This is a genomic window from Micromonospora sp. URMC 103 (genome assembly GCF_051386435.1).
In the GTDB taxonomy this organism is placed as follows: Bacteria; Actinomycetota; Actinomycetes; order Mycobacteriales; family Micromonosporaceae; genus Micromonospora.
Window position 1 is genome coordinate 2,355,485 of record NZ_JBPQTR010000005.1, and the last position, 16,308, is coordinate 2,371,792.

At 73.6% G+C, this 16,308-nt stretch carries 12 protein-coding genes; 3 read left to right on the plus strand and 9 right to left on the minus strand.

What is annotated here, in order from left to right:
• Window positions 1-29: 29 nt before the first annotated feature.
• Complete coding sequence (gene leuS / locus ACSNOA_RS24065; RefSeq protein WP_436661624.1) at window positions 30-2,870, minus strand: leucine--tRNA ligase; 2,841 nt, start codon at window positions 2,868-2,870, stop codon at window positions 30-32.
• Window positions 2,871-3,137: 267 nt separating this feature from the next.
• Window positions 3,138-3,941 carry a cysteine hydrolase family protein gene (locus tag ACSNOA_RS24070; protein ID WP_436661626.1) on the minus strand — a complete coding sequence of 268 codons (804 nt, stop codon included), beginning with the start codon at window positions 3,939-3,941 and terminating at the stop codon, window positions 3,138-3,140.
• 263 nt (window positions 3,942-4,204) lie between these two features.
• Here ACSNOA_RS24070 and ACSNOA_RS24075 point away from each other — a divergent pair, with 263 nt between their 5' ends.
• The 3 genes from ACSNOA_RS24075 (at window position 4,205) to ACSNOA_RS24085 (ending at window position 9,206) form a co-directional block, all read left to right on the plus strand.
• Window positions 4,205-5,257 carry an AAA family ATPase gene (locus tag ACSNOA_RS24075; RefSeq protein ID WP_436661628.1) on the plus strand — a complete coding sequence of 351 codons (1,053 nt, stop codon included), beginning with the start codon at window positions 4,205-4,207 and terminating at the stop codon, window positions 5,255-5,257.
• Between the two features lies 1 nt (window position 5,258).
• A complete protein-coding gene (locus ACSNOA_RS24080; RefSeq protein ID WP_436661630.1) occupies window positions 5,259-6,557 on the plus strand; it encodes a DUF58 domain-containing protein in 1,299 nt (432 codons plus the stop codon).
• 165 nt (window positions 6,558-6,722) lie between these two features.
• Window positions 6,723-9,206 (plus strand): transglutaminase TgpA family protein, encoded by a 2,484-nt coding sequence (locus ACSNOA_RS24085; RefSeq protein WP_436661632.1) that lies wholly within the window; start codon window positions 6,723-6,725, stop codon window positions 9,204-9,206.
• 1,226 nt (window positions 9,207-10,432) lie between these two features.
• Here the strand turns inward: ACSNOA_RS24085 and ACSNOA_RS24090 are convergent.
• The 7 genes from ACSNOA_RS24090 to ACSNOA_RS24120 form a co-directional block, all read right to left on the minus strand.
• On the minus strand, window positions 10,433-10,831 hold the full coding sequence (locus ACSNOA_RS24090; protein ID WP_436661634.1) for a DUF3040 domain-containing protein: 399 nt from the start codon (window positions 10,829-10,831) through the stop codon (window positions 10,433-10,435).
• A 115-nt stretch (window positions 10,832-10,946) separates the two neighbouring features.
• Complete coding sequence (locus tag ACSNOA_RS24095; protein WP_436661635.1) at window positions 10,947-12,206, minus strand: DNA polymerase IV; 1,260 nt, start codon at window positions 12,204-12,206, stop codon at window positions 10,947-10,949.
• Between the two features lie 42 nt (window positions 12,207-12,248).
• A complete protein-coding gene (locus ACSNOA_RS24100) occupies window positions 12,249-13,469 on the minus strand; it encodes an alkaline phosphatase family protein (RefSeq protein WP_436661637.1) in 1,221 nt (406 codons plus the stop codon).
• Window positions 13,466-14,233, minus strand: coding sequence for a methyltransferase domain-containing protein (locus tag ACSNOA_RS24105; RefSeq protein WP_436661639.1), 768 nt, complete (start codon window positions 14,231-14,233; stop codon window positions 13,466-13,468). The genes ACSNOA_RS24100 and ACSNOA_RS24105 overlap by 4 nt, the downstream gene beginning before the upstream one ends.
• Before the next feature lie 9 nt (window positions 14,234-14,242).
• The gene (locus ACSNOA_RS24110) at window positions 14,243-15,166 is read right to left on the minus strand and encodes a carbohydrate ABC transporter permease (RefSeq protein ID WP_436661640.1); all 924 of its coding nucleotides are present in this window, start codon (window positions 15,164-15,166) and stop codon (window positions 14,243-14,245) included.
• The gene (locus ACSNOA_RS24115; RefSeq protein WP_436661642.1) at window positions 15,163-15,339 is read right to left on the minus strand and encodes a hypothetical protein; all 177 of its coding nucleotides are present in this window, start codon (window positions 15,337-15,339) and stop codon (window positions 15,163-15,165) included. The genes ACSNOA_RS24110 and ACSNOA_RS24115 overlap by 4 nt, the downstream gene beginning before the upstream one ends.
• Window positions 15,336-16,301: a carbohydrate ABC transporter permease gene (locus ACSNOA_RS24120; protein WP_436661644.1), complete on the minus strand. Its 966-nt coding sequence runs from the start codon at window positions 16,299-16,301 to the stop codon at window positions 15,336-15,338. The genes ACSNOA_RS24115 and ACSNOA_RS24120 overlap by 4 nt, the downstream gene beginning before the upstream one ends.
• Window positions 16,302-16,308 lie beyond the last annotated feature (7 nt).

Consider the following 16,308-nt stretch of genomic DNA (forward strand, 5'->3'; position numbering starts at 1 on the left):
CGGGGTCCGCTCCCCGCCCGGGGACGGGGTCAGGCGACGACCGAGACCATTCGGCCCTTCACCACGATGACCTTGCGGGGCTCCCGGCCGGCCAGGCTCGCGGCGACGGCCTCCAGCGCGGCCGCCCGCACCGTCTCCTCCGCGGCGTCGACCGGCACCTCGATCCGGCCCCGGACCTTCCCGTTGATCTGCACGGGGTAGGTCACCGACTCGGCCACCAGCAGGCTGGGGTCGGCCACCGGGAAGTCCGCGTACGCCAGCGAGGCCTCGTGCCCCATCCGGCGCCACAGCTCCTCGGCGACGTGCGGTGCGAACGGCGCCACCATCAGCACCAGCGGCTCGGCCAGCTCACGAGGCGTCGCCGGCAGCCGGGTCACCGCGTTGGTCAGCTCGATCAGCTTGGCGATCGCCGTGTTGAACCGGATGGCCTCCATGTCGCCGCGGACGCCGTCGATCACCTTGTGCAGCAGCCGCCGGGTCGAATCGTCGGCCGGGTCCTCGGTGATCCGCAGGGCGCCGGTCTGCTCGTCGACGACGGCCCGCCAAACGCGCTGCAGGAACCGGTACGAGCCGACGACCGCCCGGGTCTCCCACGGGCGGGACACCTCCAGCGGGCCCATCGACATCTCGTAGACGCGGAACGTGTCGGCGCCGTACGCCGCGCACATCTCGTCCGGCGTCACCACGTTCTTCAGCGACTTGCCCATCTTGCCGTACTCGCGGTTGACCTGGACGTCGCCCAGGTAGTAGCCGCCGTCGCGCTCGATCACCTCCTCGGCCTGCACGTAGCTGCCGCGGGCGTCGGTGTACGCGTACGCCTGGATGTAGCCCTGGTTGAACAGCCGGCGGAACGGCTCGAACGACGAGACGTGGCCCAGGTCGTACAGCACCTTGTGCCAGAACCGGGCGTACAGCAGGTGCAGGACGGCGTGCTCGGCGCCGCCGACGTACAGGTCGGTGCCGCCGGTGTCGCCCGCGCCGCTTGGACCCATCCAGTACCGCTCGTTCTCGGCGTCGACGAACCGGTCGCCGTTGGTCGGGTCCAGGTAGCGCAGCTCGTACCAGCAGGAGCCGGCCCACTGCGGCATCACGTTGGTCTCCCTGGTGTACCGCTTCGGGCCGTCACCCAGGTCCAGCTCGACCTCGACCCAGTCCCGGCGCCGGGACAGCGGGGTCTCCGGGTTGGAGTTCGCGTCGTCCGGGTCGAACGTCTTCGGCGAGAAGTCGTCGACCTCGGGCAGCTCGACGGGCAGCATCTCCTCGGGCAGGGCGATGGCCGCGCCGGTCTCGTCGTACACGATCGGGAACGGCTCGCCCCAGTAGCGCTGCCGGCTGAACAGCCAGTCCCGCAGCCGGTAGGTGACCGCGCCGCGGCCGTGCCCGTTCGCCTCCAGCCACGCGATGATCCGGGCCTTGGCGTCGGCGACGCCCAGGCCGTCCAGGTCCAGGCCGCGGTCGGGCGCCGCGCTGTTGATGGCCGGGCCGTCACCGGTGTACGCCTTGCCGTCGAAGCCCTCCGCCGGCTGCACCGTGCGGACGATGGGCAGGTCGAAGACCTCGGCGAACGCCCAGTCGCGCTCGTCCTGGGCGGGCACCGCCATGATCGCGCCGGTGCCGTAACCGGCCAGCACGTAGTCCGCGATGAAGATCGGGATCTGGGCGTCGTTGACCGGGTTCGTGGCGTACGCCCCCACGAAGACGCCGGTCTTCTCCTTCGTGTCGGCCTGCCGCTCGACGTCGGTCTTGGCCGCGGCCGCCTTGCGGTACGCCTCGACGGCCGCGCGCGGGCTCGCGTGCCCGCCGGTCCAGGCGTCCTTGGTGCCGTCCGGCCAGGCCACTGGCACCAGCGCGTCGACCAGCTCGTGCTCGGGCGCCAGCACCATGTAGGTGGCACCGAAGATCGTGTCGGGCCGGGTCGTGAACACCCGGATCGGCTCGACCACGGTCGGGAACTCGATGTGCGCGCCCTGGGACCGGCCGATCCAGTTGCGCTGCATCAGCTTGATCGGCTCCGGCCAGTCCAGCTTGTCCAGGTCCTCCAGCAGCCGGTCGCCGTACGCGGTGATCCGCATCATCCACTGCTTCAGGTTCCGCTTGAAGACCGGGAAGTTGCCCCGCTCGGACCGGCCGTCGGCGGTCACCTCCTCGTTGGCCAGCACGGTGCCCAGGCCGGGGCACCAGTTGACCGGCGCCTCCGACACGTACGCCAGCCGGTGGTCGTCGACCACCCGCCGGCGCTCGGCCACGGTCAGCTCGGCCCACGGGCGGCCGTCCGGGGTCGGCCGGGTGCCGCCCTCGAACTCGGCGATCAGCTCGGCGATCGGGCGGGCCCGCTTCGTGTCCTGGTCGTACCAGGAGTTGAAGATCTGCAGGAAGATCCACTGGGTCCAGCGGTAGAAGTCGACGTCGATGGTGGCCACCGAGCGGCGCTCGTCGTGCGCCAGGCCCAGCCGGCGCAGCTGCGTCTTGTACCGCTCGATGTTGGCCAGCGTCGTGGTCCTGGGATGCGTGCCGGTCTGCACGGCGTACTGCTCGGCGGGCAGGCCGAACGCGTCGAAGCCCATCGCGTGCAGCACGTTGCGGCCGGCCATCCGCTGGTAGCGGGCGAAGCAGTCGGTGCCGATGTAGCCCAGCGGGTGGCCCACGTGCAGGCCCGCGCCGGACGGGTAGGGGAACATGTCCAGCACGTAGAGCTTCTCCGCGCCCGCCCGCGGGTGTGCGGGGTCCGCCAGCGGCCCGGTCGGGTTGGGGGCGTGGAAGGTTCCCTCCCGCTCCCAGCGGTCCTGCCAACGGCCCTCGATCTCGTTGGCCAGGGCCGCGGTGTACCGGAACGGGGGGATGTCCCCCGCCGGTGCGGCTGCCTCACTCATCGCGTCTCCTCGCGTCGCTCGGCGCGGTCGTCTCGTGCGGTCTGCTGGTGCTCGCCGCCCGTCGCCGGCCGACCCGGAACGGGCGGGCGACGGGCACAAAAAAGCCCCTCACGCAGGAGGGGCCGCCGTGCTGTCGCGCGTTCAGCGCATCAGCACGGCCCGGTAAGAAGCAGGAAGACTCCGGCCATGACGGCAGTGTACCCCCAGGCTGGGAGCGCACGTCGGCCCGCTTCTCACGGGTCGGGACGTCGGTGGGCGCCCCGGTCGTCACGACGTGGCGCGGGGGTCGGCGAGGCGGGCGGTGTCGGTCGTAAAGCCCCAGCACTGCTGGGCGTTGAAGATCACCGTGTCCTTGCACCAGCCGGGGCTGGAGGTGGCCGTGGCGTCGGTGAGCAGGATTGCGGCGTAGTCCCGGAAGTAGGCGTCCTCCATGGTCGTCGTGACGCACTGGTCGGTGTTGACCCCGCCGAAGAAGAGGGTGTCGATGCCCTGGGCGCGCAGCACCTGGTCGAGGTGGGTGGCCTGGAAGCCGCTCATCCGGTACTTCTCCACGTGGATGTCGTCCGGCCGGACCAGCTCGGCGAGCTCGTCGACCAGCGCGGCGCCCCACGACCCCTCCGTCAGCACCCGGCCGTGGTCCAGTGGCTCACCGATGCCGGCCTGGTCGGGGCGGTGCTTGAACGAGTAGAGGGTCGGGGGGCCGAGGTTGCGCAGGTCCGGGCGGTTGTGCCAGTACACCCAGATCACCGGTACGCCGAGCGCGCGGGCCGCCTCGACCGCCCGCACCGCCCCGGGCACCGCCGCCCGGCAGGCCGTGTGGTCGAGGCCGGAGCGTTGCGTCCAGCCGCCCGGCGAGCAGAAGTCGTTCTGCAGGTCGAGCAGGACCAGCGCGGTGGCGTCCAGGTCGACCACCACGGGCATGAGCTCGGCGTCGATCCGCACCCGCCGTCCGGGGGCGGCGCCGGGCGCCAGGTCGACGCGGTCGGCGTACAGCCGCCACTGCGCGCCGCCGCCGGCGAGGCGTACGCCGCCGTCGTCGGTCCGGCCGTAGACGTCCCGCTCCCGTGGCACCGCCCGCCCCCGTCCGTTCCGTCGGCCGGCCTCCTGCCGGGTCTGCCGGACTACCCGTGGCCCGGTCGGTCACTCGTCCCCCGTCCTGACGAATATTCGGGGCGTAACCGACGGTCTCCCGGCAGGGGTCGGCGAGGACGAGAAACATGGTTAGCCTGAGAGGCCAGTGATTTGTGCGGCAGACGTGGCTCGGCGCCGCGAACCCAACGGCGGGTCCAGCTGCTCTTAATCAGAGCTGCCGTCCGGCGACGAGGAGGAGGCCCGTGACACAACAGACCTGGGACGAGGTGGGCGGCCTGTTGCCGCACGACGAGTTCCGCGCCGCCAGCGAGGCCATCGTGGCCAACATCGAGCAGGTCATCGAGGGCAAGACGGCGACCGTACGCCTCGCCCTGGCCGTCCTGCTCGCCGAGGGCCACCTCCTCATCGAGGACGTTCCCGGCGTCGGCAAGACCAAGCTGGCCAAGGCGCTCGCGCGGTCCATCGACTGTTCGGTACGCCGGATCCAGTTCACGCCCGACCTGCTTCCCAGCGACGTGACCGGCGTCAGCGTCTACAACCAGGAGACGCACGACTTCGAGTTCCGCCCGGGCGCCGTCTTCGCCAACCTGGTCGTCGGCGACGAGATCAACCGGGCCTCGCCGAAGACCCAGTCCGCGCTGCTGGAGTGCATGGAGGAGCGGCAGGTCACCGTCGACGGCGTGACCTACCAGTTGCAGACCCCGTTCATGGTGATCGCCACGCAGAACCCGATCGAGATGGAGGGGACGTACCCGCTGCCGGAGGCGCAGCGCGACCGGTTCACCGCCCGGATCGCCATGGGCTACCCGGACGCCGGCGCCGAGCTGGCGATGCTCGACGGCCACGGCGCCACCGACCCGCTCAACGAGCTGCGTCCGGTGTCCGACGCCGCCACCGTCCGGCAGCTCATCGCGACCGTCCGCCAGGTGCACGTCGCCGACGCCGTCAAGCAGTACGCGGTGGACCTCGTCACGGCCACCCGCGAGGCCCCCGACCTGCGACTCGGCGCGTCCCCCCGCGCCACCCTCCAGCTGCTGCGCACCGCCCGCGCGGTGGCCGCCCTCGAGGGCCGCGACTACGTCCTCCCCGACGACCTCCAGGTCCTCGCGGTGCCGGTGCTGGCGCACCGGATCATCCCGACCGCGGACGCCCAGCTCGCCCGGCGCACCACCGACGCGATCGTGTCCGAGCTGGTGCACCGGCTGCCCCTGCCGCACGACCGCAAGCGCTCCCCCTACGACACCCGGCCGGCGCCCAACAACGGTCGCGGGCCGTACGAGCCGCGGAGGCCGTGACGTGCGCGAAGGGCTCCGCGGGCTGACCACCCGCGGCCGCTCGTTCCTGGCGGCCGCGCTGGCCGCGGCCGTGTCGGCGGGGATCCTCGGCGAGAAGGACCTGCTCCGGGTGGCCGTGCTGCTGGCCGTCCTGCCGCTGCTCGCGGCGGCCTACGTCGGGCGCAGCCGCTACAAGCTGGCCTGCAACCGCTCGCTCGACCCGCACCGGGTGCCGGTCGGCGCCAGCTCCCGGGTGGTGCTGCGGTTGCAGAACATGTCCCGCCTGCCCACGGGCACGCTGCTGCTGGAGGACCGGCTGCCCTACGCGCTGGGCAGCCGGCCCCGGGTGGTGCTCGAGCGGCTCGGCGCCCACCAGGCCAGCTCCGTGGCGTACACGGTGCGGGCCGACGTGCGCGGCCGCTACGAGGTGGGTCCGCTCGTCGTGCGGCTCACCGACCCGTTCGGTCTCTGCGAGCTCAGCCGGGCCTTTCCCAGCACCGATCACCTCACGGTGATCCCGCAGGTCACGCCGCTGCCCTCGATCCGGCTCCCCGGTGAGTACGCCGGCAGCGGCGACAGCCGGGCCCGCTCGGTGGCGGTGCACGGCGAGGACGACGCGGCGACCCGGGAGTACCGGATGGGCGACGACCTGCGCCGGGTGCACTGGAAGTCGACGGCGCGCACCGGCGAGCTGATGGTGCGCCGCGAGGAGCAGCCCTGGGAGAGCCGGGCCACGGTGCTGCTCGACACCCGCTCGTACGGCCACCGGGGCGACGGCCCGACGGCCAGCTTCGAATGGGCGGTCTCGGCCACCGCGAGCGTCGCCGTGCACCTGCGTCAGGCCGGTTACAAGCTGCGTTTGGTCACCGGCTCGGGCGCGGACGTGGACGCCTCCGAGGCCGGCGGCGACGGGCTGCTGCTCGACCAGCTCGCCGAGGTCCGCCTCGACCGGCTGGCCGAGGTGACGGGGCTGGTGCAGCGGGTCCGGCAGCGCTCCGACGGCGGCCTCATCATCGGTGTGTTCGGCTCCCTCAGCACCGCCGAGGCGCAGCTGCTGGCCGGGCTCCGGGCCAACGGCGCCACCTGCGTGGGTTTCCTCATGGACAGCACCACCTGGCTCAACCTGCCGGAGAAGGCGCGCGCCGAGGCCGAGCAGGCGCACGCCGCCGCCGCGCTGGCGCTGCTGCAGAGCGGCTGGCGGGTCATCGGAGTCGAACACGGCAGCCGGCTGCCGGCGATCTGGCCCCAGGCGGCCCGCGGCTCGCAGGGCTTCGCGCTGCGCGCCGCGCTCGCCGAGACGGTGGCCGGAGGCATGCGATGAGGGGCCGCCAGCCCGGCGCGCCCGGGCCGTCCGTCGGCGCGGCGCCCGGGAGAGGTCGCCGGGCCGATTCGTCCGTCGGCGCGGCGCCCGGGAGAGGCCGCCGGACCGACCCGTCCGTCGGCGCGGCGCCCGGCGAAGCAAAGGCATGAGCGGAGGAACGCCGTCGTGACCGGTCATCGGAACCTGGGCCTCGTGGCCGCCGGGGCGACACTGCTCGCCGCGGCGCCACTGTCGGCCATCTTCGAGCGCTGGACGTGGCTGATCGAGTCGGCCATCGCGGTCGCCGTGGTGGCCGGTGCGGCCGCCTTGACCCGGGTGCTCCGCGCCCCGCTCTGGGGGCAGGCGCTCGGCATGCTGGCCGGGCTGACGCTCGCGCTGACCTGGCTCTTCCCGGGCGGCGGCGAGCTGCTCGCCGTCGTGCCCACACCGTCGACCTTCGCGCACTTCGGCGCGCTGTTCAGCGGCTCGGCACAGGACATGCGCTCCTACGGCGTCGAGGTGCCGGACACTCCGGCGCTGCTGTTCATCACGGTCCTCGGCGTCGGCGCGGTGGCCGTCGTGGTCGACCTGCTCGCCGTGGGGCTGCGTCGCCCGGCGCTGGCGGGCCTGCCGATGCTCGCCATCTACTCGGTCCCGGTCGCCGTCTACGTGGACAGCGTCCCGCCGACCCCGTTCGTGGTCGGCGCCGTCGGCTACCTCTGGCTGCTGGGCGCCGACAACGTCGACCGCGTCCGCCGGTTCGGCCGGCGGTTCACGGGCGACGGCCGTGACGTCGACGTGTGGGAGGCCTCCCCGCTGGCCGCCGCGGGCCGGCGGCTCGCCGTGCTCGGCGTGGCGGTGGCGGTGCTCCTGCCGCTCGTGCCCGTGCCGGGCATGGGCGGAAGCCTGCTCGACACTCTCACCGCGGGGCCGGGCAGCGGCGGCGGCAACGGACGCCCCGGCCACGGCGGCCCGCCCGGCCGGATCGATCTGTTCGCCGCGCTCAGCGGGCAGCTCAACGAGTCCCAGGTGGCCGACCTCGTCAAGGTCACCACGAACGAGCCCGACCCGTTCTACCTGCGCTTCGGCGTGGCCGACGACCTGGAGCCGGACGGCTTCCGGGTGACCAACCCCAGCGGGCGGCCGGTCACCCGTGACCTGCCCGACCCGCCGGTGCGTGGCGAGGGCGGGGTCCGGCAGCAGCGCTACCGGGCCAGCGTGGAGATCACCGGGGACCTCACCATGCCGCTGCTGCCGATCTACTCGGAGCCGTCGCGCACGGAGGACCTGAACGCCAACTGGCTCTACGACAACGACCGCCAGATCGTCTACTCCAACCGGGAGAACTCGCGCAACAAGCGCTACTCCTTCGAGTACGTCCGCTCGACGTACACCCCGGCCGCGCTGCGGACCGCCCGGCCGCTGCCGGCCGACCACCCGCTGCTGCAGCGGCGGCAGACGGAGACCCCACCGGTGCCCGAGGTGCAGGACCTGGTGTCGCGGCTCGTGCGGGGCAAGGCGACCGAGTACGACAAGGTCCGGGCGATCTACGACTACTTCTCCTCCGACAACGGGTTCAGCTACCAGCTGCGCACCGAGGGCGGCACGAGCGGCAAGGACATCGTCGACTTCCTCACCAACAAGGTCGGCTTCTGCCAGCAGTACGCGGCCGCCATGGCCTGGCTGGTGCGGGAGGCCGGCATCCCGGCCCGGGTGGCGTTCGGCTTCAGCAACGGCAGCAAGCGCGACGGCAACACGTACGTCCTGACGAACCGCAACCTGCACGCCTGGACGGAGGTCTACTTCGACGGGATGGGCTGGGTGCCCTTCGACGCCACCCCGGCGTACGGGGTCGCCGGCTCGACGCGCTCGTCGTGGGCACCGGACACCGACGCCCCCGACCCGGTCACCGAGGAGCCCGGCGCGCCCAACGCGCCGCAGCAGGCCGACGAGTCGCCCGGCGCGGCCGGCCCGGACACGGCCGACCGCGACACCGACACCGGGCTCTCGCTCGGCTCGGACACCCCCACGGACCAGGCGCCGGTCTGGCCGTGGTGGGCGGCCGGGTCGCTGGCGCTGCTCCTGCTGCTGGCCGTGCCGGCGCTGCGCCGGCTGGCTCTGCGCCGGCGCCGTGGCCGCCGGGTGGCGACGCCCGCCACGTCCGCCGCATCCGACGTGGGAGTCGGCCGCAGCGCCGCACCCCGCATGGTGGTGGTCGGTGCGGACGCCGACCGGGCCCGTGCCGATGCGCACGCCGCGTGGGACGAGCTGCTCGACACGCTGGTGGACTACCGGGTGCGCATCGACCGGACGGAAACCCCCCGCGCGACCGCCGACCGGCTGGTCCGGGACACCCTCACCGACCACACCGAGGCGGTCACGGCCGTGCGGCTGCTCGGGCGGGCCGAGGAGCGGGCCCGGTACGCGCGCGACCCGCTCACCGGCGAGCCCCTCACGCCGGCGCTGCGCGCGGTCCGTGGCGCTCTCGCGGCGGGCGCCAACCGGCGTACGCGGCTGCTCGCCGCCGTCCTCCCGCCCTCGGTGCTGGCGCGCTGGCGGATCGCCCTGGCGGACACCTCGGCCCGCCTCGTGGCGGTGACCGGCCGCAACAGGCGCCGCATGCTGCGCTGGAACCCGCGCCGCCTGCTCGCCGACCGCGCCGCCCGCTGATCACGCCGCCGGCGGGCGGCGCCGTCCCCTGACGACCCGCTCGCCGGCGGGCCGGGCCAGCCCGATGGCCGGTGGCGGGGCGGCACGGTGGCCGGTGGCGGGGCGGCGCGGTGGCCGGTGGCCGAGCAGCACGGTGGCCGGGCGGCACGGTGGCCGAGCAGCACGGTGGCCGGTGGCCGAGCAGCACGGTGGCCGGTGGCCGGTGGCCGAGCAGCAGGGTGAGCGGGCGCCCTGGGTAGGCGGGTCAGCCAGTGGCGGGTCGATCCGCCGCCGGGTCCCCGGTCCGGGCGCCTGCTGGTCGGTCCGCCGGTTGCTGCTTGCCCCGGCAGCCACCCGCTACGAACAGTCACGGCCCTGGAGCCTCGACAAGTCTGGTCGGCGCGCCGGCCGACTCATCGAGGCGGAACGCGCACAAGATCCACACGAGATCGCCGGAAAGGCGGTGTCCTCACGCCCCGGATCCCGCCATATCGCCGATCTGGCGCCGCACCGACTGACGCTAGGTCGACCAGTCCACCGCAAGCTCCCCCTCGCAGCACGTCCGACCCTCCGCCGGCCGCTTGGCGGTCGGTCGACAGACACAGCCGCGCGACCCGAGCCCCTTTCAAGCTCCGCATCGCTTGATCGACTCCGGTTCGGTGAAGTCGCGGCATCCCGCCCTCCCGGACACCGCGACTTCACGGAAACGGAGTCGATCACGGGGACTAAGACGTCCCGGCAACCCGCCGCCACGAACGATCGCGGCCTGGAGCCCTCGAACCGTCCGATCGGTCGCGCGGCCGCACTCACCAGGGCGGAGCACCGCTCAAGATCCACACCAGATCGCCGATATGGCGGTATCCGCACTCCCCGGACCCCGCCATTTCGCCGATCTGGCACCGCACCGGCAGCCGTCCGGCCCCAGGTCGACCAGGTCGACCGAAACGCCACCGTGGCTCACCGCGCGAACCGGCCCACCACCCGACCCGGCCCAGCACGCGGGACCAGCCCAGCGCCGGAACCGACTCACCACCGGAACCAGCTCAGCGCCCGACCCAGCCCAACAGCCGAACCAGCCCACCGCCCGACCCAGCTCACCACCGGAACCAGCGGAGCGCCCGAACCAGCCCAGCGCCCGAACCAGCCCCGCCCCCGGGACCAGCACGACACCCGAACCAGCTCAGCAACAACCCGGCCCGGACGATCCGGACCGGGGGCGGTCGAGCCGGTTCAGCGGCCGGCGCGGGTCAGCGATGCCCCTCCGGGCGCTGACGCCACCGGTCCTCCATGCGGTCGAGGAACGAGAGGCGTCGACCGGTGCGGCCGCGACCGCCGCGGCGTCGACTGGTCGTGCCGCCCACCACGTGCAGGTCGGGCGACTGCGCCCGGCGGTGGGACTGCACCGCGAAGGCGGCCGAGGCCAGCATGACCACGAACCCCGCCACGGCCAGCGGCGGAGTCTTGATCACCGCGCCATAGACCAGCAGGGCCAGGCCAGCGATGATGACGCCGGCAGCGACGAGCAGGCGACGCCGCGCGTGGAAACGCGGATCGCTGGCGCGCACGGCCGAGGCGAATTTGGGGTCCTCGGCAAGCGACCGCTCGATCTGCTCGAACAGCCGCTGCTCGTGCTCCGAGAGCGGCACGGCACTCCTCCCCGGTCACGTTGGTCGGCCCGTTCGGACCGACAGACCGTGGCAGCCAACCGGCTGCTTACCCGCAAGTCTACGAGGGGGGTCGCGCGTCGGAAAGCGGGACGACCTATGGCCGGCGTGGATTTTCATTTCGGTGAGCGTCGCGGTTGCCGAGCAGACTGGCCGGACCTATGACGGACCGCCCGAATCGGGCAGCGGCGGCGTCGGCGGCAGCTTCCGCCTCCCGCCAGCCCCGCTCGGGTGCGCCCAGGGTGAGCTGCCGGGGCGTCTCCCCCGCCGCGGCGAGGCCTTCCATGCGTACGCCGACCAGCCGCACCCGCTCACCGGGATCGAGCGCGGTGAACAGCGCCCAGGCCGTGTCGAACATCTCCCTCGCCGTGTCGGTCGGCACCGGGAGGGTGCGGGAGCGGGTGAGCGTACGGAAGTCGGCGAGGCGCACCTTGAGGGACACGGTGCGGCCCACCTGGCCCGCCCGGCGCAGCCGGGCGCCGACCTTGTCGGCGAGCGCCAGCAGGGCCCGCCGGATCTCCAGCGGGTCGGCCACGTCGGCGTCGAAGGTGACCTCCGCCCCGATCGACTTCTCCACGTGCTCCGGGCTCACCCCCCGCGGGTCACGGCCCCAGGCCAGGTCGTGCAGGTGCGCGGCGGCGGCCTCGCCGAGCGCCTTGCGGAGCATCGCGTACGGCGCCTCGGCCAGGTCGCCGATGGTGGCGAGGCCGAGCCGCCGCAGCGCCTCGGCGGAGCGCTCGCCGACGCCCCAGAGCGCGTCGACCGGCAGCGGGTGGAGGAAGTCGAGCACACGGGCCGCCGGGACGACGACCAGGCCGTCCGGCTTGGCCCTGGTCGACCCGAGCTTCGCCACGAACTTGCTGGGCGCCACCCCGACCGAGCAGGTCAGCTCCTGCTCCCGCGCGACGCGGGCGCGGATGGCGCGGGCGATCTCGGCCGGCGGGCCGAAGAGCCGGCGGGCGCCCGCCACGTCGAGGAACGCCTCGTCGAGGGAGAGCGGCTCCACGAGCGGGGTGACGTCGCGGAAGATCTGCATGACCGCCTTCGAGGCGGCCGTGTAGGCGGCGAAGTCGGGCGGCAGGTAGACGGCGTGCGGGCAGAGCGAGCGGGCCCGCATCATCGGCATGGCGCTGCGTACGCCGTAGCGGCGGGCCTCGTAGCTGGCCGAGCTGACCACCCCGCGGGGGCCGAGCCCGCCGACCACCACGGGCCGGCCCCGCAGCTCGGGCCGGTGGCGCACCTCGACGGAGGCGAAGAACGCGTCCATGTCGACGTGCAGGATGGGGCTGCCGGAGTCGTCGGCGTCCGGCCCGAAGCGCGGATCACCGCCCCGGGGCAACGACTGGCTGCGGCCCATTCCGGCAGGTTAGCCCCCGGGTACGACGAAACCGACCGGCGGTCAGCCGCGGACGACCAGCAGCGGGATGGTCATCTCGGCGGCGGTGTCCGATCCGTGGTAGGCCACCAGCCGGGACGCGAGCGGGCTCTCCGACCGGGTGGCCAGGACGGCGTACGTGTCGTTGCAGGTCACCACGACGTCGCCGATGCGTCCGAGGTGCTCCTCCGGGACCGGCCCGAACCAGCCGGCCGCGACGGCCTCGTCGCGCGTCCGCACCCGGGCCGCGTCGCCGAGCACGGCCGACCAGGTGGCCACCACGTCGTCCACGGCCCCCGGCACGACGTGCAGGTAGCGGACCCGCGCCTCGCCGGCGACCACCTCGATGCCGGCCCGCAGCCGGGGATCGGTGTCGAGGTCGAACCGGTGCCCGGCCGGCACGTCGAGCTGGCCGTGGTCGGCCGTGACCAGCAGCGCGGCGTCCGTCGGCAGGCCGTCGACGAGCCGGGCGAGCAGCGCGTCCACCTCGCTCGCGGCGACGCGCCAGGGCGCCGAGTCGACGCCGGTGAGGTGGCCGTGCCGGTCCAGGTCGGGGTGGTAGCCGGAGACCAGGGTGGGGCCGGCGCCGGCCCGCAGCGCGGCCAGCATGGTGCCGGCGAGCGCGTCGGCTCCCGCCGCGCCCCGGTAGTCGCCGCCCCGGTTGGCGGCCACCGTGAGCCCGCTGCCGCCGAACTCGGGCCGGCTCACCACGGTCACCGCGACGCCGGCCGCGCGGGCCCGCTCGAGCTGGGTCGGTACGGGCTGCCAGCGCAGCGGGTCCGGGTCGCCGGCCCACTCGATGTGGCTGAGCACGCGGTCCGAGCCGGGGACCCGGACGGTGAAGCCGAGCACCCCGTGCGCGCCGGGCGCGGCGCCCGTGCCCAGGGTCACGAGGCTGGTCGGGGTGGTCGACGGGAAGCCGGAGGTGAGCGGGCGGCCCACCGTGGCGGCGAGGCCGGCGAGCGTCGGGGCGTACGGCGCGGCCGTGGGGATCTGGTACCAGCCGAGCCCGTCGACGAGGAGCACGGCGAGCCGGCGTACCCCGGCGAGCCGTCCGGTCAGGCCGAGCCGGTCGGTGGCGCCGGGCACGCCGAGCACGGCGAGTGCGCTGGGCAGCACGTCGGCGAGGCTGCCGTCGCCGTACCGGGGCGCGACGAGGGCCAACGGATCGGGCGCCGGAACGCCACCGTTGGGCCCGGAAGCGGCGGGTGGGCCGGACGGCTCCGGCGTGACGCCGCCCGTCATGCCGGGCGGCGGGCGAACAGGTGGAGCTGGGCGGCGAGGTCCCGGTACGGCGGCCGGCCGGCGAGGGCCCGCTCCAGCTCGACGAGGACGCCCGGCTGGCCGTCGGCGACCGTGGCCGGCAGCAGGTCGGCCAGCACGCGTACGCCGTGGATCTCCTCGACCACGAGCCCGGCGGAGCCCAGCAGCGCGGCGGCGGAGTCGGCGTCGTAGCGCCGGCGCAGGGTGTCCCGGGGGCCGGCGGCGCCGGCCGGGGCGGCGGCCAGGGTGGCCGCGACGTCCAGGTGGCCGTTCATGGCGCGGGCGAGCACGGCGGCGGCGCGGCCGGCCACCAGCACACTGGCCGCGCCGCCCGGGCGCAGCGCGGTGGCCAGCGCGGCCACCACGGACGCCGGGTCGTCGACGACCTCGAGGACCGAGTGGCAGAGCACGAGGTCGGCCTCGGCCGGTTCGACGAGCCCGGCGAGGGCGTCGCCGTCGCCCTGCACGGCGCGTACCCGGTCGGCGACCCCGGCCTCGGCGGCCCGGCGGGTCAGCGCGGCGAGCGCGTCGGGACTCGCGTCGACCACCGTGACGTGGTGCCCGGCCTCGGCGAGCGGGACGGCGAAGCCGCCCGTGCCGCCACCGACGTCGAGCACGGTGAGGTCGCCGCCGCCCCGCCGGTCCAGCTCGGCGCGCAGCACGGACCAGATCACGGCGGTACGAGGGGTCAGCGGCGGCCCGGCGAACCGGCCTCGGGTCTGCTCCACCCGGTCGAGCCTAGTCACCCGGTCCAGTCAGCCCTTGCGACCGGTGGTGGCGATGCCCTCGATGAAGTGACGCTGGGCGAGGAAGAACAGGATGATCATCGGGACGGTGGCGATGACGCTGCCGGCCAGGACCACCTCCCACTGCTGCTCGCCGCCGTAGCCGAACCGGTCCAGCACCACCTTGAGCCCGCGCGGCAGGGTGTAGAGGTGCTCGTCGCGGAGGTAGATCAGCGGCTTGAGCAGGTCCGTCCAGCTCGCCTTGAACTCGAAGACGAACGCCACGAGCAGCGCCGGGCGGATCAGCGGGAACGCGAGCTTCCAGAACAGCTGCGGGTAGCTGGCCCCGTCGACGCGGGCCGCCTCGAAGTACTCGCGGGGCAGCGAGAGCAGGAACTGCCGCAGCAGGAAGATGTAGAACGCCGAGCCGAACAGGTTGCCCGCCCACAGCGGCACCTGGGTGTCGGTGAGCCGCAGCTCCGACCAGATCAGGTACGTGGGGATCATGGTGACCGCGAAGGGCAGCATCATGGTGGCCAGGACCAGCCCGAAGAGCAGGTTCCGGCCGGGGAAGCGGAAGTACGCGAACCCGAACGCCACCCAGGCGCTGGAGAGGGTGACGGCGGCCGCGGCGGCCACGCCCACGACCACGCTGTTGAGCAGCCAGGTGACCAGGGGCACCGCCCGCCACGCGTCGACGTAGTTCTCCGGGGCGAACGGCACGGGCAGGACGCCGGGCGCGAAGACGTACTCGCGGGGGCGCAGCGAGGCGGCGACCAGCCAGACGAACGGCAGCATGAAGATCACCGCGGCGCCGACGAGCGCGCACACGAACAGCACGCGCTGCCAGACCGGCCGTCCCGGCTCCTGCGCCGCCGGTCGGCGGAGCGCCGCCCGGTCCGGCTCGACGCCGGGCACCGGGGCGACGGCGCTCCGCTCGACCGCGGCCGTCACGACTCCGCCCCCGCCGCGGGATCGCGCTCGACCCGGGATCGCCGGGCGTTGGCCACCGGGCCGTCGGTCACCTCGTACTCGCGCGGCTCCGTGTGGTGCTCCGGCACCCAGCCCGCGGTGAGCCGGGTCCGACGCGCGTTGGCCACGCCGTTGTGGCCGTTGTTCCCCGTCACTTCTGTTCCCCTTCGTAGTACACGAACCGGTTGCTGAGCTTCACCTGCACAAGTGTGATCACCATGATGATCAGGAACAGCAGCCAGGCCATCGCCGAGGCGTACCCCATGTGCAGGAACTGGAAGGCTTCCTGGAACAGGTGGATGACGTAGAACGTGGCGGCGTCGCTGTTGAACCGGTTCTGCGTCTCCCGGTTGCCGAAGTACATGGTGTAGACCTCGGTGAACATCTGCAGCGACGCGATCGTGTTGACGATCAGCGTGAAGAAGAGCGCACCGGAGATCATCGGCAGGGTCACGTGCCGGAACCGGGCCCAGCCGCCGGCTCCGTCGATGCTCGCCGCCTCGTACAGGTCGCGCGGCACGTTCTGCAGCGCCGCCAGATAGATGATCACGGTGGAGCCGAGGCTCCACAGGCTCATGAGGACGATGCCCGGCATCACCCAGTTCGGGTCCGTGGTCCAGCTCGGGCCGTCGATCCCGAGCAGGCCGAGCCCGCGGTTGATGAGGCCGTCCTGTGTGTTGAGCAGGAGCAGGAAGAGGATGCCGACGGCCACCGCCGGGGTCATCACCGGCAGGTAGAAGACGGTACGGAAGAAGCCCTGCAACCGGCCCACCCGCTTGAGCAGCAGGGCCAGGCCCAGGGAGATGATCATCACAAGGGGTACGTGCAGCGCCGTGTAGTAGACCGTGTTGCCGAGACTGCGGGCGACCTGCGGGTCGGCCATCAGCTCGCGGTAGTTGTCCAGCCCGGTGTACTCCGGCGGGTTGATCACGTCGTACTCCGTGAAGCTGAGCCAGGCGCTCGCGATCATCGGGCCGGCCTGGAACACCAGGAACCCGACGATCCACGGCGCCAGGAACAGCCACGCCCAGCGGGCCTCCCGCCGGGCCAGCGGCGTACGACGCCGCCGGCCCGCAGCGGGAGCGCTCGGTGTGGGAGCGGTGACGGTGGTGGCCATCACCGGC

Excerpts from the sequence above, each read along its gene's own strand:
- leuS (WP_436661624.1), bottom strand. The coding sequence starts at position 2,870 with ATGAGTGAGGCAGCCGCACCGGCGGGGGACATCCCCCCGTTCCGGTAC.
- ACSNOA_RS24120 (WP_436661644.1), bottom strand. The coding sequence starts at position 16,301 with ATGGCCACCACCGTCACCGCTCCCACACCGAGCGCTCCCGCTGCGGGC.
- ACSNOA_RS24095 (WP_436661635.1), bottom strand. The coding sequence starts at position 12,206 with ATGGGCCGCAGCCAGTCGTTGCCCCGGGGCGGTGATCCGCGCTTCGGG.
- ACSNOA_RS24100 (WP_436661637.1), bottom strand. The coding sequence starts at position 13,469 with ATGACGGGCGGCGTCACGCCGGAGCCGTCCGGCCCACCCGCCGCTTCC.